This is a genomic window from Caenibacillus caldisaponilyticus (genome assembly GCF_002003465.1).
Classification (GTDB): domain Bacteria; phylum Bacillota; class Bacilli; order Bacillales; family Sporolactobacillaceae; genus Caenibacillus; species Caenibacillus caldisaponilyticus.
This window is the reverse complement of record NZ_BDDQ01000033.1, coordinates 15,253-37,916: the sequence shown is the minus strand read 5'-3', so window position 1 is coordinate 37,916 and position 22,664 is coordinate 15,253. Positions and strand designations below refer to the sequence as shown.

The following is a 22,664-nucleotide window of genomic DNA, read 5'->3' as shown; positions in this document are numbered from 1 at the left end:
TTGTTCGCTCCTCGGTTTCAAACGCGAAAACCGCCAACCCCTAATCGGTTGGCGGTTTTTTTACGTGATTTTGCTCAAAACGGCTCGTGCGGCACGATTCGATCAGGCTTCTCCGCACAAGCCGTCCCGTCTGTTCGCAAACAGTCTCCCGCGCCGCGCGGCTTTTATTCTTCACACCGCCCCGTCGAAGCCGTACAGGCCTCGGCTAAGGCCAAATCCGCCACGGCATCGGCGGACGTCACCAGTCCGCTCCAATCAGGGTCTTGGATCATCCGGCACACCTCCAGAAAGCGGGCCTGCGCCATCGCCTCATACCAACCCTGCCGATCCGTGAGTTCCAATGTCCGCCGATAGGGCCGGCGGCCGGCTGACAAGTGTTTTGAATGGCCGGATGCCGATATTGAAGCCGCTGCAGCCCGGACTTTTTCGACGGCCTCTGCCGACGGTTGGGTGGGCACGGCGTCGAGCAGAGCGTCGATCCAGTCCACCTGTCTCGCCGTCAGCGTACCTTCGATATACAGCCGTTGGGGAATCCAACCGTCGAGCACGATTCGGCCTTGCGCGCAGTAGACATCCCATTGCGTCGACTCGGGTGCGTCCGAGTCCATGACGAAACCGTGGTAGTAGTGGACCGGGATGTACTCATGAGGAGACGGAGCCCCTGTCTCTTGCCTCGTGTTTTGTCCTTCTTGTAAATCATCCCGCCCTGTCCGATCGCGGTGAAGCACGCTCGCCCACATGCGCGACGATTCCCCGTTGGCTTCCGTTAAGGCGAAGCCTTGGGCTTCTACGGCGTCGCCGAACCAATGGCGGCCGACTTCAAAGAAGTGAACGCCGTGTTCGATGAAGAGCCCCCCGCTCCGTTCACGGTCCCAGAACCAATGGCCGGATGCGACGCGGTGTGCGCTGTTGCGCAGACTGGCGTGGTATACCCGGCCCAACAGGCGGTGGCGGATGATCTTTTCAGCCGCTTCCACCAGAGGGTTGTACCGCAAAACCAGGTTGACGGCGAATGCGCGCCGCTGTTTCTTCGCGAGCCGGGCAAGATTTTCTAAAGCGGTTGCATTCAGCGCGCCCGGTTTCTCCACAAGCAGGTGTTTGCCCCGCTTGAGCGCCAGTTCGCCGAGCGGCGCATGAAGGCGGGGCGGTGTGGTCAAGATCACCACGTCGATATCCGGATCTTCGATAAGCTGGGAAGCTTCCCGAAATTCGCGCGGGCGTCCGGCCTCGGAGCGGTGAAGGCGATAGGCGCTTATTACGCTTTGGCGTTTTTCGTCCGTGCGGCCGGCGACGGCTGCCAATTCAAATTCAGGCAACGGGGCGAGCGCGCCGGCTAGGAATGTCGCAAAAGCGCCCGCGCCGGCAATGCCGACGCGATAGGGCGGATGCGGAGTAGGCATCGGCGTCTTCACCTCCCTCCATTCTGCATAATATACCACATTATGTCGACAACATGAATGGTCAAGCAGACACGGACCGCCGTATTCCCAGTTTGAGAGCCGTTCCCGCTAAGGACGGTTAGGCGGCAGAGTTAAAGCCAGACAAGGGATCAGCAGGACCGCGGCGACGCCCAGCGCCAACGACGGTACGGGGAAATACCGGGTGTCAAAGCGTTTGACTTGCCATTCCATGGGAATATTATGTATACTATTAGCATCCAGAACTGTTGAGTGCTAATAAAAGGTTTTCACAAGCCTCACGTCTTTCATTTTCTCATTCATCCATCTGTTTCGGTCTTCGTACGGCACGAATCTCGAATCTAATGGAGGGATGGCAAAATGAAAGCATTGCTTTTAGCCGGAGGTTTGGGCACTCGACTTCGTCCTTTAACCGAAAATTTACCGAAGCCGATGGCGCCCATCGCGAATCGCCCTTGGTTGGAACATCTCATCACCCATTTGCGTGAACAAGGCGTCGACCACTTTGTCATGGCGGCGCGCCACTGCTCTGATGTGATTCGTCGCCATTTCGGCGACGGCCGCCGCTGGGGAGTGAAGATTGAGTACGCGGTTGAACCGTTCCCCATGGGGACGGCCGGAGCCATCAAAAACGCGGAACGCTTCTTTGATGACTGCTTCCTGGTGTTCAACGCCGACATCGTCCATCTGCCGGAGCTGATCCCGCTGCTCGAATTTCACCGCCAGCACGGCGGCGTCGCCACCATTGCCTTGACGGAAGTGGATGATCCGACTTCGTACGGGGTCGTCGAACAAGACGATACCGGACGGATCCTTCGGTTTGTCGAGAAGCCCCGTCCTGAAGAAGCGCCGTCCAACCGGATCAATGCCGGCTTGTACATCCTCGAGCCGGACGTCTTCCGATATATTCCGGCGCAGCGCGAAGTTTCCATTGAACGCGAAACGTTCCCGCGTTTGATTCAAGAAAGTGCCGGCGTCTATGGCATGGTCAGCCGCGGCTACTGGCGCGATATGGGAACGCCGAGCCGTTACCGCCAAGTTCATTGGGATGTGCTCGACCGACGGTTTCCCCTTCCCATGCAAGGACGTCAGGTTCAGCCCGGTGTATGGGCAGGGGAAGACGTCGAATTCGGTAAAGGGGTGCTGTTCGTGCCGCCGGTTTTGATCGGCAACAAAGTCAAGATCGGCGACCAAGCGGTGATCGGTCCTTATGACGTGATCGGCGACAATTGCCGCATCGGCGCCCGCGTCCATTGTTCAAATTCCATCTTGTGGGATCGTTCGGTCGTACGCGACGGCAGCCGTCTCAGCAACAGCATTTTCGGGTACCGGACCGTGGCGCCTGCCGGCGAGGTGTTCAAAAATTCGATCATCAACGATCCCGGAGAGGTGATGCAAGCATGAAGCGGATTGCCTATGTCAGCACGTATCCCCCGCGCCGCTGCGGCATCGCCACGTTCACCGAGCATCTTCGAAGCAGCGTGCGCGTAGCCGGCAGCCGGCGCGACGACGACCCGGTGATCGTGCTCTATAACGAAAACGACGGAGATGCGGCCTATCGGAACGATCCGAAGTTCTGGCCGCTGGCGGCTCAAGACCGCTCGGCGTATAAACAGATGGCTGAACGGGTCAACCGCAGCGATGTGTCGGTCGTGGTTTTGCAGCACGAATTCGGCATTTTCGGCGGCGAAGCGGGTGAATACATATTGGATTTCATTCACGCCTTAAAAAAACCGCTCGTCACGACGTTCCACACCATCTTTGCCGATCCGCAGCCGCCTTATCGGCGGATTCAACAAGAAATCGCCGACGCAAGCGACGCGATCGTCGTCATGAATCGCCGGGCGATCCCGTACTTAACCCATGCGTTTAACTTGCCGGAACAAAAAATCATCTACATTCCGCACGGCGCTCCGGAACCGCGCGACGAGGAGCGCGATCAACTCCGGCGCGAGCTCGGATTTGAAGGGCGCAAAGTCCTGTTCACCTTTGGATTGCTCAACCGCGGCAAAGGCATTGAATCGGTGATCCGCGCTTTGCCGGGTGTCGTCCGCGAAGTGCCGGAGACGTTGTATGTCATCGCCGGCCAAACGCACCCCGAAGTGAAAAAGCGCGAAGGAGAAGCGTATCGCGAGGAATTGCTGGACATGATTCGCCGCCTCGGGCTGGAGGCGAACGTGCGGATGGTCGATCGCTATGTCAGCGAGGAAGAACTGGTCGCTTACTTGACGGCGTGCGACCTTTACATTACGCCGTATCCCGGCATGCAGCAAATCACGAGCGGCACGTTGGCCTACGCGGTCGGCGTCGGCCGTCCGGTCCTCTCGACGCCCTATGAACATGCCCGCGATCTGCTGCGCGGGTGCGAGGAACTGCTCTTGCCGTACAACGATATCCCCGCTTGGGAGCAGCAGCTCCGCCGCTTATTGTCCGATGACGCGGCGATGCGGCATTGGCAGGAGAAAATCAGACAGATCGGCGCGAACACCTACTGGCCCCGCGTCGGCGGGCAATACCTCCAGCTGTTTGAACGGCTCAGCGGCGAAACGGACGGCCATGAAAAAGCGGCCGAACGACGGGAAGGTGAGGTGAAGCCCGTTGTCTCCGTCAGTCGTTAAGTTCGATCATTTGGAACGCATGACTGACGACACGGGGTTGCTTGAGCACAGTTTAGGGCGCATTCCGCGCCGCCGCGAAGGGTATTCGACCGACGACAACGCGCGAGCCATCTGGCTGTGCCTGGAGTGGCTCGATCTGTTGGGAGACGATGCGCTTGACGAACGCCGGCGATTAATCTGGCTGCTGGACAGGTATTTAGCCTTCTTGCTCTGGGCGCAGAGGGAGGACGGTTGGTTTCAGAACAACTTTTATTTTGACCGTACCCCGGAATCGGAAACGCGATCGGATGACTGCTTGGGCCGCTCACTTTGGGCCACGGCGGTCGCTTACGTCCAGCTCGGCGATATGGCCCGGAAGCGCGTGGCCGCCGAGATTCTAAGGCGATCGCTTGCGGCCGGCCGCGAGCTCCGGTTTTTGCGCGGCCAAGCCTGGGGGCTCGCGACTTGCGGTTTGCTTTTAAACGAGCGAAGCGGGGATTCGGCCTTGCCTTCCGGTGTTACGGAAGATGGCCTCGCCGAATTGGCGAACACGTTTGAGCAGCGTTTGCTCGCCGCTTATCGCGCGCACAGGACGGAGGACTGGCGTTGGTTTGAGCCGCAAATCACGTACGCCAACGGGCTCTTGCCATGGGCGCTGTTTGTGGCCTATCGGTACCATGGAAAACGGGAAACGTTGCAAGTCGCCAAAGAGAGCTTCGACTTCCTTTTGACCAAGATGAGCGGGCGCGACGGCGTCATTCGCCCCGTCGGCAATCGCGGCTGGTGCGACGCCGAGCGCCGGGCCGACTGGGACCAACAACCCATCGATGTCATGAAGTTGGCTTTGGCTGCGCGCGAGGCTTATCGCGCCACGGGAGACGAGGCCTATCGCGAAGTCGTTCGCCGTTGCCGAAATTGGTTTTACGGCGACAATGACCTCGGCACGCCCCTAGCGGATCCGAGCGATGGGAGCTGCTGTGACGGCCTGAACCCGGACGGACCGAATCCGAATCGGGGCGCCGAATCGACGCTTTCCTACCTGTTGACGGAGGCCATTGCCCGATCGTTGGGCTTCGAGGAAGACGTCGAAAATCGCTTCGATCGTGCAGTCGTTTCCCATGTTTAAACGGTTAAATGGATTCCATACCTGAAGCGAAAAGCGTCGGGTAAAATTAAGGCGCAAACCCTCACGGACAACACCGTCGGGGGCGAAAGCGCCTTTTCTCTTTTTTAGGCCTCGATTTTCTCTTATGTGTGCGCCGGGCCATCACAATTTTCAAACGGAATTCCCGTCAAGTTTTTGCCACATTTTTGGAAGTGTAAGCGCAACAGCCGAAGAATTAAATAAAAGTTCACAAGCGTCGCGGTCATCGCGTACTACCATAGACATGTAAAATCGTTATCCCGGCCATTTTTTATGCCCTCCTAAACATTATGTTAACTTGAGAACAGCCAGAGAAAGGAGGCAGCTGTCTTGGCGACTTTATCAATCAGTGGAATCATCCTTCGTTTTTTGCTAGGCGGGGGCGCCGTGGTCGCCTGTCATCTCGTTTCGAAAACATTGGGTTCAAAATGGGGAGGAGTTTTTGCGGCCTTCCCCGCTGTCTTTTTGGCGGCGCTTTTGGCGCTTAGGCTCGATGCAACGGGCGAGGCATTGGTGAAAAAATCGGTTGAACTCTCCCAAGGGGCCGTGATCGGGATGCTGATCGACATTTTTTGTGCCATGGCCGTCGTTTACTTTTCGACGAAGCAAGGTTGGAAGCGCGGGTTGACCCAAGCTTTGGCCGGCTGGTTTTTCGTCTCCTTGGTTTATGCCGTTTTATCGGGATATTTTTGATTGTGGATCAGGTGATTGAAATGGTGATACGTGATTTACTCCTTCGTTTTATACTCGGCGGCTCGGCCGTCGTCTTGAGCTATGTCACGGCGCAACGATTGCCGTGGAAAGCGATCGGCGGGATTTTCGCGACCTTTCCGGCCGTGATGGTCGTCGCCGTCATGATGGTCGGATGGAAGAAAGGGTCGAAAGAAGCGGCCAAAACCGCCCGGGGCTCGGTTTATGGGATGATTGGCGGTCTCATATGTGTCATGACGTTGTTATTTACTCTTAAAACCACTCAAAACTGGGGGATAAGCGTGATCTTAGGGCTGCTGATGTGGTTGACGAGTTCGCTCGTTCTGGCCCACAGATAACACGAAAACGCCGGGTGCGACGGACGCGTTAAGGCGAGGGCGTTCATGCTAGGGATCCGTTTGGCGGCGACACCGGCTTGATCGGACTTTCTTTTTGAACATCCTCATGTTTTCCGTGCTTGGCGGGGCGAACGGGACCGTAATACAATGTAAATAACACCGTATGCACGATGCTCATCCCGATGAGCATCCGTCTGCGCGCAAGAGGCCGTTCATAAAAAAGAGAAAAAGCCAAACGGTTGAATCGAACGCGGGATTCGCCGTCGGTTTCCCTCCATCTGCTATGCGAACGGCCGATGGAACTGGACGGGGGATATGAAAAGGAGGCGGTGGGATTGGATCACGCGATCGCCATTGGAATCGCCGGACATATTGATCACGGCAAAACGGCGTTGACCAAGGCGCTGACCGGCATCGAAACCGATCGACTCATCGAAGAGAAAAGGCGGCAAATCTCCATAGAAAACGGTTATGCTTTTTTGGACGTCGGGGAAGGGCGGCGCGTCGCCGTCATCGACGTGCCCGGCCATGAACGCTTCATCCGGCGGATGATCGCCGGCGTCGCCGGCATTCAGCTCGTTGTCTTGACCGTTGCCGCGGATGAGGGGATCATGCCGCAGACGAAAGAACATTTGGCGATTTGCCGCTTGCTCGGCGTGCCCAAAATGGTCGTCGCGCTGACGAAAACCGCCTTGGTCGACCGCATCCGCCTGGCGAACGTGCGCAGCGCCGTGCAAGCGGTTTTGATGGGCACGGAGTATGAAGGTTCGCCGATATATGAAGTGGACAGCCTGAGCGGTGCAGGGATTGACGAACTCCGCAGCGCCCTCGTCTCGTTTGCGCGGACATATAAGGGCATTTCCAAAAAAGAACCGCTGCGCCTGCCGATTGACGACGTTTTTACCGTACCCGGACACGGGACGGTCGTCCGCGGCACTATCTTTAATGGGACGATTCGAAAAGACGGCGCCTATGTTTTGTTGCCGGAAAATCGCCCGGTCCGAATCAAAGCGCTGCAAGCGCATCATGTCCAAGTGTCGGAAGCCGGGGCGGGCGGGCGCGTGGCCGTGAATCTGGCGGCGGTGGATCGCGACGAGGTCAAGCGCGGCGACGTCCTTGCCGCAGAAGGCACCTATGTGCCGTCGCTGCGCCTCGACGTCCGCTTGCAAGCCCTCGAAGAGATGTCCAAACCGTTAAAACAGCGGGCGGAAATCATGTTCCATTTGGCCGCGGCCGCGATTCCCGGCCGGCTCATTTTTTACGACCGCAACCGTTGGGAGCCGGGGGAAGCGGTGTATGGGCAAATTGAACTATCCCGCCCGGTCGTGGCGAAAAAAGGGGATCGGTTTATCGTGCGCCGGCCGTCTCCCGCCGAGACGCTCGGCGGCGGGGAAGTGATCAACCCGGTCGCTGAAAAGCACCGCCACCGGGCGGAGACGGTTCGGGAACTTAAAAAGCTGGCCGAAGGGGAGCCCGAGGACTGGATCAAAGCGGCTCTGAAGGAAAACCAAATCATGGATGGCCAAGCGATCTTGAGAATGACCGGGCTGGATGAAGCGTCTAGAGACTCCGTCCTGAAGCGTTTGATCGCTCAGGGAGAGGTCGTTGAAACGGGCGCCGGCCTCTATGCCTCGCGCTTCGCTTTGGAACGGGTGCAAGCGCGCCTCGTGGATCGGCTTACCGCCTTTCATGAGCGGTTTCCTCTGCGATCGGGGATGTCGCTCGCGGATTGGCGGGAACTTCATGACGTGCCGGCGGCCTTGGTGGAAGAAGCGGAACGGCGTTTGAAGAGAGAAGGCACGATCGCGCTCCAAGGGCATCTCGTGCGCTTGGCTTCCTTTTCCCCACACGCTCCCGCCGCATGGCGCGAACCGCTGCTGGCGCTTGAAAAAAAACTGACCGCGCAAGGACTCATGCCCGCCGCGTGGGCGGATTTGGTCAATGAAGCAGGGCTAAAGGAAACCGTCGCTTCCGATTTCTATCATTACTTGTTGGAACAAGGCAAAGCGTTGCGCCTTTCCGAGGATCGCTTGATCGCGGTCCGTGCGGTCCGGCAAGGGATCGAACGCCTGAAAGCGGCGACGGGGCATCGATTTACGATCGTCGAAGCCAAAACCATCCTTGGCTTGACGCGGAAATTTGCCATCCCGTTTTTGGAGCTTTGTGACCGGCTTGGCGTGACGAAGCGGGAGGATAACGTCCGGGTATGGATGGAGTCTGTAAAAGCATGGTGTCGTGAATGATGGAAGGGATCGGAAGGAAGCGGGGCAGGCGTCCCACGTTCTCACTTGAATCGGATTGAGCCTGGAGATTTCTTTTGCGGGAGGATTATGGCCGGTATTCCATCAACCAACAATCCCTGAGTTCGCCTTCATGCCATTCATGTTTGGGAAGCCGCTTGATCTTTTGGAAACCGCAGCGTTCATAACTGCGGATGGCTCGCACGTTCCACGTTTGCGGGTCCATGACGACCCGGTTGGCGCCTTTTTTATGAATCAAATACGCCGTCATCGAGCGAACGAGAAGCGAGCCGATGCCGCGATTCCATAACGTCGGCTCCCCGATGAATTGGTCGGTACCATATATGACGTCGTCTTGGGCATATCCATAGGCGGCTTTGGCCGGGGCGTCCAGCGGGTAGAATTGAATATAGCCGACGGCTTGGCCATCGTATTCAACGATGCAGCGGGTCACTTCGTCCTTGCGATCATAAAAATGGGCATGGACTGTTTCCATGTCATGAGGCCGGTCCCGGCCTTCATAATAAGCCAAGACCGTTGGATCGGTCAGCCATTGGACGAGCAGCGGCTTGTCGTCGAGTTCCAACGGCCTGACCTTTAACTTTTCATTTTCAAAGATGACCATTGGGCGCCTCCGGGATCGCGAATGAAAAATGGCATGGTCAAAGGATCGGCCAGGTTTTCCAGCCGATCCTTCATCGGGCCGTCCGCCGTTTTTTCGGCACCTTTTGGATGACTGCCTTTCTGCAGAGCTCCGTGTTGTGGAAACCACTTCATTCCTTGCGGATGCGGCCGATGAGCGCCGTTGCGATGGAACTCAATAAATTGGCCAAAAAGTCGAACATGGAAATCGAGGCCTCCTTATATATTGACACAAAAAACCGATCTTTGCGAAGAAAGGTTTCTTTTACCATCCTATCAATTCTGCGGCCATAAGTGAAGAGTCCTTCATCAAAAAATGGCAATGGCGCGGCAAACGGGTATCCGTCTGCCGCGCCATTCGTGCGTTCAGGTCATTGGGAAGTGGCGAGGCCGGCTTGTCGTCAACGGACGAGGATGGGGCGTTCGCCTTTTTCCAGAACCTCGCCGATGATCGCCGCATCTGTGATGCCCCGATCGTGGAGCGCCGTGACATAAGCGGAGGCTTCCTGTTTGGATAGGCTGACGAGCAGTCCTCCCGAAGTGACCGCATCGGCGAGTATCAGGCGTTCGTATTCCGGCATGTCATCGGGGAAAGCGACTTTGCCTTCCAACCATTTCAAGTTGTTTTTCGAGCCGCCGGGCACGACGCCATCCTTGGCCAGCGCCTCCGTTCCCGACAGTATCGGCACGGCGTCCCTGCTGATTCGGAACGTGACGCCGCTGCCGGACGCCATTTCATAGGCGTGGCCGAGCAAACCGAATCCCGTTACGTCGGTGACCGCCGAAGGGGAATGCCGTTTGAGGCATTCGGCCGCCGTTTTGTTAAGCGCGGCCATCACCCGGGTCACTTTTTCGATCTTGTCCTCGGACAACCGATCGCGTTTGATGGCCGTCGTTTGGATGCCGACCCCGATCGGCTTAGTGAGGACGAGCACGTCGCCCGGTTTGGCGCCGACATTTTTATAAATATGGTCGGGATGGACCGTTCCGGTCACGGCCAGCCCGAACTTCGGCTCTTTGTCGTCGATGGAATGGCCGCCGATCGTGACGGCGCCCGCTTCGTCGACTTTTTCGCCGGCGCCTCTCAAGATTTCGGCGAGCATTTCCGGACCTAGCACCGACATCGGGTAACCGACGATGTTCAACACCGTCTTCGGTTCGCCGCCCATCGCGTATATATCACTCAGGGCGTTCGCCGCCGCGATCTGTCCGAACATGTAGGGATCATCGACGATCGGGGTAAAGTAATCCACCGTTTGGATCAAGGCGAGATCATCCGTCAACTTAAACACGCCGCCGTCGTCGGACGTATCGGTTCCGACAAGCACGTTCGGATTTTCTTTTTGTTTCGGTAAGTGACGCAAAACTTGCGCCAAGTCCTGAGGACTGAGCTTGCAGCCTCACCCGGCTTTGGAGGACATGTGCGTCAAACGCTTGATGTCCGTCATGGCCGTCACCTCTTTTCCGCAGCTGTAGCCTCTTTTGCGAACAAAAGAGGTTTGTTCTAAAATATAATACACGACCAAACGGCGATCATCCAATAATAGGATCGGATCGCACCGGGGTGAAAGGCTTGCCGGAAGCCACCATGCCCCCTCTTTGACGGAAGAGCGAAAGGCGTGAAAACATGACGACCAACCCGTTGAGACTCTTGCCATCCATAAAAAAAATACAAGACAGCCCCGATTTTCAACGATGGCTGTCGGTCTACGGGATCGACGAACGTTATTTGACGGAAATCGCGAAACGCATCGTGTCGGAAGCGCGGCGCGATTTAAGGGAAAACGCATGGGACGCGGCCGAGGATCGCCTCTTTACGCACATCATGGAGCGATTCAACGACCGCGTTCGCCGCTTGCTCAACCCGCCGTATAAGACGGTCATCAATGGCACCGGGGTGGTCTTACATACCAATTTGGGGCGCGCCCGCCTCAGCCGGCACGCCATGGAGGCGGTGGAAGCCGTTGCGGAAAACTATAGCGATTTGGAATTCGATTTGGAAACCGGTGAGCGCGGTTCGAGGTATAAGCGCGTGGAAGAGCTGCTCACCTTATTGACGGGCGCCGAAGCCGCATTCGTCGTCAATAACAATGCGGCCGCGGTGTTTCTTGTTTTGAAAGCCTTAAGTTACGGCCGAGAAGTGATCGTTTCCCGCGGGGAGCTCGTCGAGATCGGCGGCTCCTTTCGCGTGTCTTCCATCATGGAAGAAAGCGGCGCAAAGCTGGTGGAAGTCGGGACAACAAACAAAACCCACGAAGCCGATTACCTTCGGGCCATCGGCCCCGACACCGCGATGATTCTTAAGGTCCATCGCAGCAATTTTTCCATGCACGGATTTACTTCGGACGTTCCCCGCATGAAACTTGCCGAGATCAGCGGGGAGCACGGGCTTATCTTTTATGAAGACCTTGGCAGCGGCGCGTTTTACGATTTTAAGGCGGCTGCCATTGGCGATGAGCCGGTCATTACTGATATTTTAAAAGAAGGGGTCGACATCGTTTCCGCGAGCGGCGATAAATTGTTCGGCGGCCCTCAAGCCGGCATTATCCTCGGAAGAAAAGCGCTGATCGACCGCTTGCGCCAGCATCAGCTGGCCCGTGCGCTGCGCGTCGATAAAATGACGCTCGCCGCCTTAACGGCGACCTTGCAGCAATACTTGTTCGCGAAAGCGACGGCCGATCTGATTCCGACCGTGCGCGACATTACGGCTGCGGCCGAAACGATCCGGCCGCGAGCGGAAAAGCTTGCTAAACAGCTCAATGCGGTTGACGGTCTCGATGTTCGTCCCGTCGAGACGACCGCTCGCGTCGGCGGCGGAACGATGCCCGATGTCGAATTGTCCAGCTGGGGCGTGGCGGTCGGTCACGCTGAACTGTCCGCCACACAATTGGCCAGGCGGTTAAGGAAAACGGATCCTGCCGTGATCGGGAGAATTGAACGGGATGCATTGATTTTGGACTGCCGGACCATCACGGCGGAAGAAGTGGAACTCGTGGTCGAAGCCTTTCAGTCGCTTGTTTAATCGCGTCGGCATCTACGCGCATTCCTTGGTGCCGCTGAAAAAGATGTTTAATCGTCTCGTTTTGTATGAATAATTAGGGAAGGGCCGGGCTTCGCTTCTCCCGTCCGCCTATTCTATTTTTTGTTATAAGTATTACTTATAATACTTAATAAAAGCTTCGTCATTTACTTATGTCAAAGCTTGGATTATGATGTACATGTAACCCTATGCACAGAGATGCACCAAAGGAGTGACAATGGATGCCGACTTCTTTAAAGGAAAGAGCGAAGTACGATGTGTACAACGCGCTCGATACGTTTGAAGTGAACGGCAAGACGTACCACTATTACAAGCTCGACGCTCTGAAGAAGTTTGGTGACATCGATCGGCTGCCTTATACGATTAAGGTCTTGCTCGAATCTGTTTTGCGCCAATATGACGGAAAAGTGATTAAAAAGGAACACGTTGAAAATCTTGCAAAATGGGGAACGGACGAGCTGGATCCGGACGTCGATGTGCCGTTTAATCCGTCTCGCATCATTCTTCAAGACTTCACCGGCGTGCCGGCGATCGTCGACTTGGCGTCCTTGCGCAAAGCGATGGCGGACATGGGCGGCGACCCTCGGAAAATCAACCCGGAAAAACCGGTAGACCTCGTCGTCGACCACTCGGTCCAAGTCGACCGCTACGCGACCAACGATGCGTTGAAATACAATATGGAACGCGAATTCGAACGCAACATTGAGCGCTATAAATTTTTGAAATGGGCGCAGTCCGCGTTTGAAAACTACCGCGCCGTTCCGCCGGCCACGGGTATCGTTCACCAAGTCAACCTCGAATATTTGGCGTCCGTCGTCCACGGCGTCGAAGAAGACGGCGAATACATCGCTTATCCCGATACGCTGGTCGGTACGGACTCCCATACGACGATGATCAACGGCCTCGGCGTGCTCGGTTGGGGCGTCGGCGGCATTGAAGCGGAAGCCGGCATGCTCGGCCAACCGTCTTATTTCCCGGTTCCCGAAGTCATCGGCGTCCGGCTGGTCGGAGAGCTTCCGAGCGGAACGACGGCGACCGACTTGGCGCTCCGAGTGACGCAAATGCTCCGCGAAGAAAAAGTCGTCGGCAAATTCGTCGAATTCTTCGGCCCGGGCATGTCGAAAATGTCGCTGGCCGACCGCGCAACGATTTCCAACATGTCGCCGGAAAACGGGGCGACGACGACCTTCTTCCCAGTCGACGAAGAAACGCTCAGATATTTGCGCCTGACGGGCCGCAGCGAAGAACACGTCAAACTCGTTGAAACCTATTGCAAAGCCAACGGATTGTTCTACACGCCGGACAAACCGGAACCCCGCTTTACTAAAGTGCTCGAACTCGATCTGAGCACCGTGCAACCGGCGTTATCCGGCCCGAAACGCCCGCAAGACTTGATCTATCTTTCCGATATGAAAAAAGAATTCCGCGAGGCGTTGACCCGGGAAGCCGGCGTGCATGGATTCGGCCTCGGCGAAGACGAAATCCGTAAAACGTCGACCGTTCATTACAAAGATGGAGCCGAAGAAGAATTGAAAACCGGCGCCATCGTCATCGCGGCGATCACGAGCTGTACGAACACGTCCAACCCGAGCGTGATGATCGGCGCGGGCCTCGTTGCGAAAAAAGCCGTGGAAAAAGGGTTGAAAGTCCCGCGTTACGTCAAAACGAGCTTGGCGCCGGGTTCCAAAGTCGTGACGGACTATTTAAGAGATTCCGGCCTGCTCCCGTATCTTGAACAACTCGGGTTCAACCTCGTCGGTTACGGCTGCACGACGTGTATCGGGAACTCCGGTCCGCTCCTTCCGGAAGTCGAAGAAGCGATCACGAAAAACGACATGACGGTCGCTTCCGTGCTGTCCGGTAACCGCAACTTCGAAGGGCGCATCCATCCGCTCGTGCGCGCGAACTACTTGGCGTCGCCGCCGCTGGTCGTCGCTTATGCGCTGGCGGGGACGGTCGACTTCGACTTGCTCAACGATTCCTTCGGCAAAGACAAAGACGGCAACGATGTCTACTTTAAAGACATTTGGCCGACGTCCGAAGAGATCGAAGAAGTCATGGCTCAGTCCGTCAGCCCGGAAATGTTCAAGAAAGAATATGCGCGCGTCTTTGATGAAAACGAACGTTGGAACAGCTTGGAAACGAGCACGGGCGAGCTTTACGAATGGGATGAACATTCGACTTACATTCAAAACCCGCCGTTCTTCGAAAACTTGAAGCCCGAACCGGATCCGATCCAACCGCTTAAAGGCTTGCGTGTCATCGCCAAGCTGGGCGATTCCGTCACGACCGACCACATTTCGCCGGCCGGCGCGATTGCGAAAAACAGCCCGGCGGGTAAATACCTCATTGAACACGGTGTCGAACCGCGCGATTTCAACTCCTACGGTTCCCGCCGCGGCAACCACGAAGTGATGATGCGCGGCACGTTCGCCAACATCCGGATCCGCAACCAATTGGCACCGGGTACCGAAGGCGGTTATGCGCCGTACTGGCCGACGGGCGAAATCCTGCCGATTTACGATGCGGCGATGAAATATAAAGAGGACGGCACCGGTCTCGTCGTCATCGCCGGCGTCGATTACGGCATGGGGTCTTCCCGCGACTGGGCGGCCAAAGGCACGAACTTGCTCGGCATCAAAGCCGTCATCGCGGAAAGCTTCGAACGCATCCACCGCTCCAATCTCGTCTGCATGGGCGTGCTCCCGCTTCAATTTAAAGAAGGGGAAAATGCCGACACGCTCGGATTGACCGGCAAGGAAACGTTCAACATCGATATCGCTGACGACATTAAGCCGAAACAGCTCGTCAAAGTCACCGCGACGGATGAAGACGGCAACGTGAAAACGTTTGAAGTCATCGCCCGTTTCGACAGCGAAGTCGAAATCGACTATTACCGGAACGGCGGCATCCTGCAAATGGTCTTGCGCCGCAAGTTCCAAGAAAGCAAACAGTAATCCGATAATGAAACACCCGGCGGACAAACTCGCCGGGTGTTTGCTTATCCACTTGCGCCGCAGAAACCATGGCCTCGCCGCTTTAGAGTTCATGCGGATGGTTTCATGGGCCAGTGTTTAATTTTTACATAATAGTAAGTTCGGAAATCGGCTTCGGAGCCGTTGAGATGGCTGCCGGCAGCAGGCCGGATGGCGGCCGAGCTTTCACTGCGCCGCCCGGCGTTTGGATGACACCCCATCCTGCACCCTGGGTGCGAGAGGCGGGCATTCGATTCATTGAAGGTTTCAAGCGTGCAACGTGGAGCGACGTGAAGGAGGAGGTTGCTATGCACATTAACGGGATCACCGTTCGCGGCGTCGATGTCGATGATCAGACCCGGTGCCACCACTATCATACGGAAAAGGATATCATCGCCATCAAGTTTCGTTGCTGCAACACTTACTACCCTTGCTACCAATGCCACGAGGCGCTGGCGGACCATCCGATCGAAGTCTGGAAAAAGGAAGAGTTTGAGGAAAAGGCGATTCTTTGCGGGAATTGCGCAACGGAATTATCGATTCATGAATATTTGGCCTGCCGGTCCGTCTGCCCGCATTGCGGGGCGCATTTTAATCCGGGATGTGCCGACCATTACGCGCTGTATTTTGAGCGTTAACGGCCGCCCTGCGGAAGGGCAGGGGAGTGCCCTTCTTCCCCAGGGTCTGTGCAACGCCTTTGATGGCGCAGGCGGGGTAATGCTGGCGCTACGGCCGGCTTGGCCCGGCTGTTCGGTTTAAAGATCGGCGTCATGCTTGTTTTGTCACCGCGCGATTTGTTTCTTCCGATCATGAGCCGTCGGAGCGCTCGCTTTGAAACGCGGCCATTCCGTCTCGAAGGCTCCATGCGCTCAAACTTCCCGCTCCGCTAAGCGTTGAGACGCATACGTCAGGATGAACGCCGAAAGGATCAACGATGCGATGAGGGCGGTGACGCCGATCCAGCCGAAACCGCTCCAGAAAAATCCGCCGAAGGCGCCGACGAGGCTTGAGCCCGCATAATAGAACAAGAGATAAAGGGAAGAAGCCTGGGCTTTGTTCGCCCGCGCGCGCTCCCCGACCCAGCCGCTCGCGACGGCGTGGGCGCCGAAAAAGCCGAAGGTGAAAACGGCCAGGCCGATGATTTTGACGATCACTGGCGAAAACAGCGTGATGACGGTTCCCGAGAACATGATGGCGAGCGATCGCTTAATGGCCGGTGCCGCTCCGATGATGTCGGCCGATTTCCCCATCCAAGTCGAACTGAACGTTCCCGTCAAATAGACGAGAAAGATCAAACCGATGAGCGTTTGGCTGACGCGGTATGGCGGGTTCGTCAGCAAAAAACCTATGTAATTGAACATCGTGACAAAGCCACCCATCAGCAAAAACGCACAGATGAACAGGGCGACGAGGCCCGGATGTTTTAAATGGCCGATGAATTTGCGCCCCGTGTCTTTAAAAGAAGTCGGTTTCGGGCGGAAATGGTTCGGCCTCGGCAAGGCGTAATAAAAATAAAGGCTAAATAAAAGACTTAATGCCCCCAAAGCGATGAGGGCGATGCGCCAATTGAACCAATCGGTGAGCGCTCCCGTCGCCAACCGCCCGAACAGACCGCCGATCGAATTGCCGCTGATGTACAGCCCCATCGCGCGGCCGAGGCTGCGTTTATGAAATTCTTCGCCGATGTAGGCCATGGCGATCGCCGGTACCCCGGCCAACGCGACGCCGAGAAACAGGCGCATGGCGATCAATGCGCGGAAGGATGGGGCAAACGCCGTGGCGATCGCGATGAGGCTGGCCGCAAACATCGAGATCGACATGATGCGTTTGCGGCCGATCGCATCGCTCAACACGGCCGAAAACAACATAAAAACGGCGAGCGTCGCCGTTGAAACGGAAAGGGACAGGCTCGCGACCGCGGGGGATATGTGATAAGTCTTTGTGAAGATCGGCATGAGCGGCTGGACGGTATAAAGATTTGAAAAAGTGACGAACCCGCCGGCAAATAAGGCGAGACTCGCGTGGCGAAACGCGCGCGTGCCGCTTTCGATGTAATCCAATGGGGTCACCTTCTGTTATAAAATTAAGATAATGGACGTTTTCATCATAACGCTCGGATGCCGTTCATTCAAAATCCTTGCTCTTGAGCACGTCTGCACAAAAAAGGCGGACCTTTTGAAAGGTCCGCCGTTTATGCGTCATAAGGCGTTTTTTAATTCATACAGATAATGAACGAGCGCGACCATGCCCTTGTCGAAGTTTTCAAGATGGAAGTGTTCGTTCGGCGCATGGATGTTTTCGTCCTCGAGGCCGAATCCCATCAACACGGCAGGCAAGTTCAACACGCGGTTGAAGGTTTCGACGATCGGGATCGATCCGCCCATGCGCGTATAGGTCGTCGGCACGCCGTAAGCCGTTTCCAACGCCCGTCCCGCCGCTTGAATGGCCGGATGATCGTAAGCCGTCAAGAACGGTTTGCCTTGATCGAACAAGGTCGTGTTCACGGTCACGCCCGGCGGCAGATGTTTTTCGATATGGCGCTGGATCAGTTCGGAAATTTCTTGCGGGTCTTGATCGGGAACGAGACGGCAAGTGATTTTCGCGTGCGCTTCATTGGGGAGGACCGTCTTGACGCCTTCGCCTTGATAACCGCCCCAAATGCCGTTGATTTCAAGGGTCGGACGCCCCCAAATGCGGGCGAGCGTCGGATAGCCCGGTTCCCCGAACAGTTCGTTGACGCCGAGCTGTTTTTTGAGCTTTTCGTCGTCGGAAAGCGCTGCGCACGTCGCCAGTTCTTCTTCGCTCAAGGGTTGCACTTTATCGTAAAAGCCTTCAATGGTGACGCGTCCTTCTTCGTCGTGCATCGTCGCCAAGAGGCTCACCAGTGCGTGGATCGCGTTTTGCACGGCGCCGCCAAAACCGCCGGAATGCAGATCGGTGTTGGCGCCTTTAATGTCGATTTGCATGCCGCAAAGCCCGCGCAAGCCGTAGACGACCGCCGGTTTTCCCTTTTCAAGGAGCGACGTGTCCGATACGAGCAGCACGTCGGCGGCCAGCAGATCTTGATGGCTTTCGACAAACGGATCAAGGTTCGGGCTGCCGATTTCTTCTTCGCCTTCAAAGATCACTTTGACGTTGACCGGCAAGGCGCCTTCGCTTTTCAAAACGGCTTCCAGCACTTTGACGTGCATAAACACTTGGCCTTTATCATCGCTGGCGCCGCGCGCATAGATTTTTCCGTCGCGAATGGTCGGTTCAAACGGCGGCGTTTCCCACAGGTCGAGCGGGTCGACCGGTTGGACATCATAATGGCCATAAATGAGAACGGTTGGGGCGTTTTCCGCATGCAGCCAGTCCCCGTAGACGACGGGGTGGCCGGCCGTTTCCATGACTTTGACGTTTTCCAGGCCCGCTTCTTTCAAGCGTTCGGCGAGCCATTCGGCCGCCCGGCGGACATCGCCTTTGTGGGCGGGAATGGAGCTGATGCTTTCAATTTTGAGAAAATCGCCGAGCTGTTTCAGCGCTTCGTCCCGGTGTTGTTCCAAATAGTCGAGCGCGCGTTGGGACATTCTATCACTCCTTATGTAAATTAAGATCTTTCATCATTTTACCAAAAAAATGAGCGGCGGGTTCACGGCGTGAACTTGCGCCGGCGGTTCCAAAATTTAAAGGCCATAAAGGCGCCGAACAACAAGAGGATGGCGAATCCGGCCACGTCGACGTAGGGCCCGGCGACTTCTTTGATTTTGTCCCAATTTTGCCCCAGCTTTTCGCCGAGATAAATGAAAACGAGGCACCACGGGACGGTCGCCAAGACCGTAAAGAAAAGAAAGCTGGCAAGCGGCATTTTCGCGATTCCGGCGGGAATGGAAATCGCCTGGCGGACGACGGGGACGAACCGGGCAAAAAAGACGACAGCGGGCCCGTATTTTTCAAACCAGCGCTCCGATACGTCCAAATGTTTTTTATGTATGAGCAGATATTTTCCGTATTTCTCCAAAAACGGCCGGCCGCCGTATGCGCCGATCCAGTATAAGAAAAGCTGGGCGACGGTGGCGCCGATCGTGCCGGCGATGACCGCTCCCAAAAAATTAATGCGGCCGAGGCTGACCATAAACCCGCCGTAAGAAAGGACGAGTTCGCTGGGAATGATCTCGATCATCAGGGCGAGCCCAATCCCGAAATAGCCGAGCCCCATGATCGCGTCGAGCCATTGCAAGATAATCTCTTTCAATTTTCCAACCCACTTTTCTTTTTTTATATATTGGATATGGTGGCAAAGTTTTTTCAGATCGAGCCGGAACGCCTCGTTGCGCGCTTTTGCCGGCTGACGCCCGTTGCTCCGAGGCGCCGGTGACCGTGCAGGTGCAGCGGTTCAAAAACCACATTATCAATTATAACAAAAATGTCCCTCTAAAAATAATACGCGCTGGAATAAAATCTTAGAATCCTTACGCGCGGCGAAGTCATGGAGCATGAGCGGAAACCGTCAGGCCGGTTGTTCGTTTGCCAGTATGGCGGCATCAGTTGAAGCGCGGTCATCCGCTGCCGCAGGCGCGATCCCAGATCGCGTTTTTGAAAGGGGTATCATGCCGCCATTGACAAACGGACGGGACGGCTTTTGTGGATCACATCCGGTGCCCGGACGCGTTGACGCCTTCCGAACCATTGGTTTATAATATTATCAAAATTGGTAAAGACCAGAAAGTTCCCGTCCGCGCGGGTGCAAGAAGTCGGATTTCCGAATTTTTTGGACGTCGAACGTTGATATCCCTGTCAGCGATCGCGGTCCGGCTTTATTTTTGTTCCCGATGAAAGGAGAGAAAGCCATGCCGGATAGCGCGTTGGAAGGCATCAAGGTCATCGATCTGTCAAGGGTACTCGCCGGGCCTTATTGCACGATGATTCTCGGCGATCTCGGCGCCGAAGTCATTAAAATTGAAGCGCCGGGCGGAAGCGATGACACGCGCGCGTGGGGTCCGCCGTTCGCCGGAGATGTAAGCGCTTACTATCTTTGTGCCAATCGAAACAAAAAGGCGCTGACGCTCAATTTGAGAGAGGAAGCAGGGCGGCGGATTTTGAAAACGTTGGTGCGCGACGCGGATGTTCTCATTCACAATTTTAAAACGGGAACGATGGAAAAATGGGGGTTGTCGTACCGCGAGCTTTCCGCCGAAAACCCCGGCCTCGTTTATTGCGGCATCAGCGGTTACGGACAGACCGGTCCGTATCGGGAATTGCCCGGCTACGATTTTGTCATTCAAGCGATGTGCGGCTTGATGAGCGTCACGGGAACCGCCGAAACCGGCCCCCTGAAAGTCGGGGTGGCGATCACCGACGTCTTGACCGGTCTCTATGCCGCCGTCGCGATTCAAGCGGCGCTCCTCGCCCGCGCTCATACGGGCGCCGGCCAGGAAATCGATTTGTCTTTGTATGACTGTGCCATCAGCGCGATGGTGAACGTGGCGAGCAACTATTTAATCTCCGGCCAAATACCGGGCCGGCTCGGCAACAAACACCCGAACATCGTTCCGTATCAGACGTTCCGCGCCGCCGACGGCGAGCTGGCGATCGCCGTCGGCAACGACCGGCAATTTCGAACGTTATGCCGGCTGCTCGGCATGCCGGAACTCGCGGACGACGAACGGTTTGCCACCAATCCCCGCCGTCTGGAACACGTCGAAGAATTGGAAAAAAGAATCAACGCCGTGACTTCGACCCGGCCGCGCGCGCACTGGGTGAACCTTTTTTGGAAATCCGGCATCCCCAGCGGACCGATCCAAACGCTCGATCAAGTGTTTCGCGATCCGCAAGTGGTTGCCCGGGGGATGAAGATCGACATGCGCCATCCGACGGCCGGCACGGTACCGCTCGTCGCCAGCCCGATCAAGATGTCGGCGACGCCGGTTTCCTATCGGGATCATCCGCCCGCCGCCGGGGAGCATACCGATGAAATCTTGCGCGCGCACGGCTTCTCGGAGGAGGAGATCCAAGAATGGCGCCGGTGCGGCGTCATCTGATGCTCCCGGCAAGCGGCCAGGCTGATTCCTTAACCCTTTGTCATGTCATGCCATGGCGGCGTTTCGGCGGTCAGGCATGAAACGGGGGCGGAACCCTCAACCATAAAAAATCTAATCATAAGGCTTCAGAGGAGGACTTTAAGATGGATTTTGAACTGTCACCGGAACAAAAAATGTTGCGCCAAACGGTCAGACAATTCGTGGATCAGGAGATTATGCCTAACATTAAGGAATGGGATGAAAAAGGCGAAGCCGATCCGTACATATATAAAAGGCTGGCCGAGCTCGGGCTGATGGGCGTGCCGATTCCTGAGAAATACGGCGGCAGCGGCATGGATTACAATTCACTCGCGATCGTCTGCGAAGAACTTGAGCGGGGAGATACGGCGTTTCGCACGGCGGTTTCCGTTCATACCGGCTTGAACAGCCTCACGTTGTTGCAATGGGGATCCGAAGAACAAAAGCAAAAATACCTCGTGCCGCAAGCGCGCGGCGAAAAATTGGGGGCTTACGCCCTCACTGAGCCCAACGCCGGGTCCGATGTCAAAGCGATCCGCACGACCGCCGTCCGCTCGGGCGACTACTACGTATTAAACGGCGAAAAAACGTGGATTTCGCTCTGCGATCTCGCCGATCATTTCATCGTCTTCGCGTATACGGACCGGGAAAAGGGGCACCGCGGGATTTCGGCGTTCATCGTCGAACGGACGATGCCGGGTTTTTCGTCGCGGGCCATAAAGGGAAAGCTCGGCATCCGCGCGGGAAACACGGGCCAAATCTTCCTGGACAATGTCAAGGTGCCGAAAGAAAACCTGCTCGGGGAAGAAGGAGAAGGATTTTATATCGCCATGTCCGCGCTGGACAACGGGCGCTTCACCGTCGCGGCCGGCGCCTGCGGCATCATCAGCGCCTGTCTCGAGGCCTGTGTCAAGTATTGCCATGAACGGAAGACGTTTGGAAAAGAAATCGGCGAGCATCAGCTCGTCAAACAGATGATCGCGAACATGGAAGCGAAGCTCGTCATGGCGCGGCTCCTCGTCTACCGGGCCGGCGAATTGAAAAACAAAGGCGTGCGCAATACGCGTGAAACGTCGCTCGCCAAATGGCAGGCGTGCAATTTCGCGAACGAAGTCGCCAACGACGCCGTCCAAATTCACGGCGCCTACGGCTATTCCAACGAATATCCGGTCGAGCGGTATCTCCGCAATTCAAAAGCGCCGGTCATTTACGAAGGCACTCGGGAAATCCATACGCTGATGCAGGCCGACTATGTGCTGGGCTACCGCAAGGACAAACCGCTGCGAAAAAATTTGCCGGCGTGGGAAGGGGCGTGAGCCGAACCCGGTACAAAACGCCATAGAGATGAAAAGCGTGCCGAAGGTTCGATGTGACGGACCGCTCGTTCCGCGCGGCGCGGCGACACCCGGCACCTGGAGCCAACGGTTCGAATGTGCGGTCTCCGCAACGGGAAACGCCATCGCGTCGTACAGAAGAGAGTCGAAGGTAACCATTTTTTGGAATCCGCCATTTGTGGCGGAT

18 protein-coding genes are annotated in these 22,664 nt (G+C 56.3%); 11 read left to right on the top strand and 7 right to left on the bottom strand.

Annotation, left to right across the window (positions count from 1 at the left end; translation table 11 throughout):
* Positions 1–164: 164 nt before the first annotated feature.
* Positions 165–1,400 carry a Gfo/Idh/MocA family protein gene (locus CCB157_RS10540; RefSeq protein WP_077615860.1) on the bottom strand — a complete coding sequence of 412 codons (1,236 nt, stop codon included), beginning with the start codon at positions 1,398–1,400 and terminating at the stop codon, positions 165–167.
* 378 nt (positions 1,401–1,778) lie between these two features.
* Here CCB157_RS10540 and CCB157_RS10535 point away from each other — a divergent pair, with 378 nt between their 5' ends.
* From CCB157_RS10535 to selB, 6 genes are all read left to right on the top strand, one after another.
* Positions 1,779–2,822: a nucleotidyltransferase family protein gene (locus CCB157_RS10535; RefSeq protein WP_077615859.1), complete on the top strand. Its 1,044-nt coding sequence runs from the start codon at positions 1,779–1,781 to the stop codon at positions 2,820–2,822.
* Positions 2,819–4,036, top strand: a complete 1,218-nt coding sequence (locus CCB157_RS10530) for a glycosyltransferase family 4 protein (RefSeq protein ID WP_077615858.1) — start codon at positions 2,819–2,821, stop codon at positions 4,034–4,036. Before CCB157_RS10535 ends, CCB157_RS10530 begins: the two co-directional genes overlap by 4 nt.
* Positions 4,017–5,141, top strand: a complete 1,125-nt coding sequence (locus CCB157_RS10525) for a YyaL domain-containing protein (protein ID WP_077615857.1) — start codon at positions 4,017–4,019, stop codon at positions 5,139–5,141. The genes CCB157_RS10530 and CCB157_RS10525 overlap by 20 nt, the downstream gene beginning before the upstream one ends.
* A gap of 348 nt (positions 5,142–5,489) precedes the next feature.
* Positions 5,490–5,852, top strand: a complete 363-nt coding sequence (locus CCB157_RS10520; protein ID WP_193432288.1) for a DUF3147 family protein — start codon at positions 5,490–5,492, stop codon at positions 5,850–5,852.
* Between the two features lie 20 nt (positions 5,853–5,872).
* Positions 5,873–6,208 carry a DUF3147 family protein gene (locus CCB157_RS10515; RefSeq protein WP_077615887.1) on the top strand — a complete coding sequence of 112 codons (336 nt, stop codon included), beginning with the start codon at positions 5,873–5,875 and terminating at the stop codon, positions 6,206–6,208.
* A 335-nt stretch (positions 6,209–6,543) separates the two neighbouring features.
* A complete protein-coding gene (selB, locus tag CCB157_RS10510) occupies positions 6,544–8,451 on the top strand; it encodes a selenocysteine-specific translation elongation factor (protein WP_158077282.1) in 1,908 nt (635 codons plus the stop codon).
* Between the two features lie 85 nt (positions 8,452–8,536).
* Here selB and CCB157_RS10505 read toward each other — a convergent pair whose 3' ends face one another.
* From CCB157_RS10505 to CCB157_RS18240, 3 genes are all read right to left on the bottom strand, one after another.
* Positions 8,537–9,073, bottom strand: coding sequence for a GNAT family N-acetyltransferase (locus CCB157_RS10505; protein ID WP_077615855.1), 537 nt, complete (start codon positions 9,071–9,073; stop codon positions 8,537–8,539).
* A gap of 418 nt (positions 9,074–9,491) precedes the next feature.
* The gene (gene selD / locus CCB157_RS10495; RefSeq protein ID WP_238594668.1) at positions 9,492–10,511 is read right to left on the bottom strand and encodes a selenide, water dikinase SelD; all 1,020 of its coding nucleotides are present in this window, start codon (positions 10,509–10,511) and stop codon (positions 9,492–9,494) included.
* A complete protein-coding gene (locus CCB157_RS18240; protein WP_274519634.1) occupies positions 10,491–10,616 on the bottom strand; it encodes a hypothetical protein in 126 nt (41 codons plus the stop codon). The genes selD and CCB157_RS18240 overlap by 21 nt, the downstream gene beginning before the upstream one ends.
* 101 nt (positions 10,617–10,717) lie before the next feature.
* Here CCB157_RS18240 and selA point away from each other — a divergent pair, with 101 nt between their 5' ends.
* The 3 genes from selA (at position 10,718) to CCB157_RS10480 (ending at position 15,743) form a co-directional block, all read left to right on the top strand.
* Positions 10,718–12,112 (top strand): L-seryl-tRNA(Sec) selenium transferase, encoded by a 1,395-nt coding sequence (gene selA, locus CCB157_RS10490; protein WP_077615853.1) that lies wholly within the window; start codon positions 10,718–10,720, stop codon positions 12,110–12,112.
* Positions 12,113–12,351: 239 nt separating this feature from the next.
* Complete coding sequence (acnA, locus tag CCB157_RS10485) at positions 12,352–15,087, top strand: aconitate hydratase AcnA (protein WP_077615852.1); 2,736 nt, start codon at positions 12,352–12,354, stop codon at positions 15,085–15,087.
* Positions 15,088–15,413: 326 nt separating this feature from the next.
* Positions 15,414–15,743, top strand: a complete 330-nt coding sequence (locus tag CCB157_RS10480; protein ID WP_077615851.1) for a CHY zinc finger protein — start codon at positions 15,414–15,416, stop codon at positions 15,741–15,743.
* A 231-nt stretch (positions 15,744–15,974) separates the two neighbouring features.
* Here the strand turns inward: CCB157_RS10480 and CCB157_RS10475 are convergent, their stop codons facing one another.
* From CCB157_RS10475 to uptA, 3 genes are all read right to left on the bottom strand, one after another.
* Positions 15,975–17,165 carry an MFS transporter gene (locus tag CCB157_RS10475; protein ID WP_077615850.1) on the bottom strand — a complete coding sequence of 397 codons (1,191 nt, stop codon included), beginning with the start codon at positions 17,163–17,165 and terminating at the stop codon, positions 15,975–15,977.
* 138 nt (positions 17,166–17,303) lie between these two features.
* A complete protein-coding gene (locus tag CCB157_RS10470; protein WP_077615849.1) occupies positions 17,304–18,674 on the bottom strand; it encodes a dipeptidase in 1,371 nt (456 codons plus the stop codon).
* A gap of 62 nt (positions 18,675–18,736) precedes the next feature.
* Positions 18,737–19,303: an undecaprenyl phosphate transporter UptA gene (gene uptA, locus CCB157_RS10465; protein ID WP_077615885.1), complete on the bottom strand. Its 567-nt coding sequence runs from the start codon at positions 19,301–19,303 to the stop codon at positions 18,737–18,739.
* Positions 19,304–19,934: 631 nt separating this feature from the next.
* On the opposite strand from uptA, the gene CCB157_RS10460 reads away from it, so the two are divergent.
* A complete protein-coding gene (locus CCB157_RS10460; protein WP_077615848.1) occupies positions 19,935–21,125 on the top strand; it encodes a CaiB/BaiF CoA transferase family protein in 1,191 nt (396 codons plus the stop codon).
* A gap of 143 nt (positions 21,126–21,268) precedes the next feature.
* Positions 21,269–22,459 carry an acyl-CoA dehydrogenase family protein gene (locus CCB157_RS10455; RefSeq protein WP_077615847.1) on the top strand — a complete coding sequence of 397 codons (1,191 nt, stop codon included), beginning with the start codon at positions 21,269–21,271 and terminating at the stop codon, positions 22,457–22,459.
* Positions 22,460–22,664 lie beyond the last annotated feature (205 nt).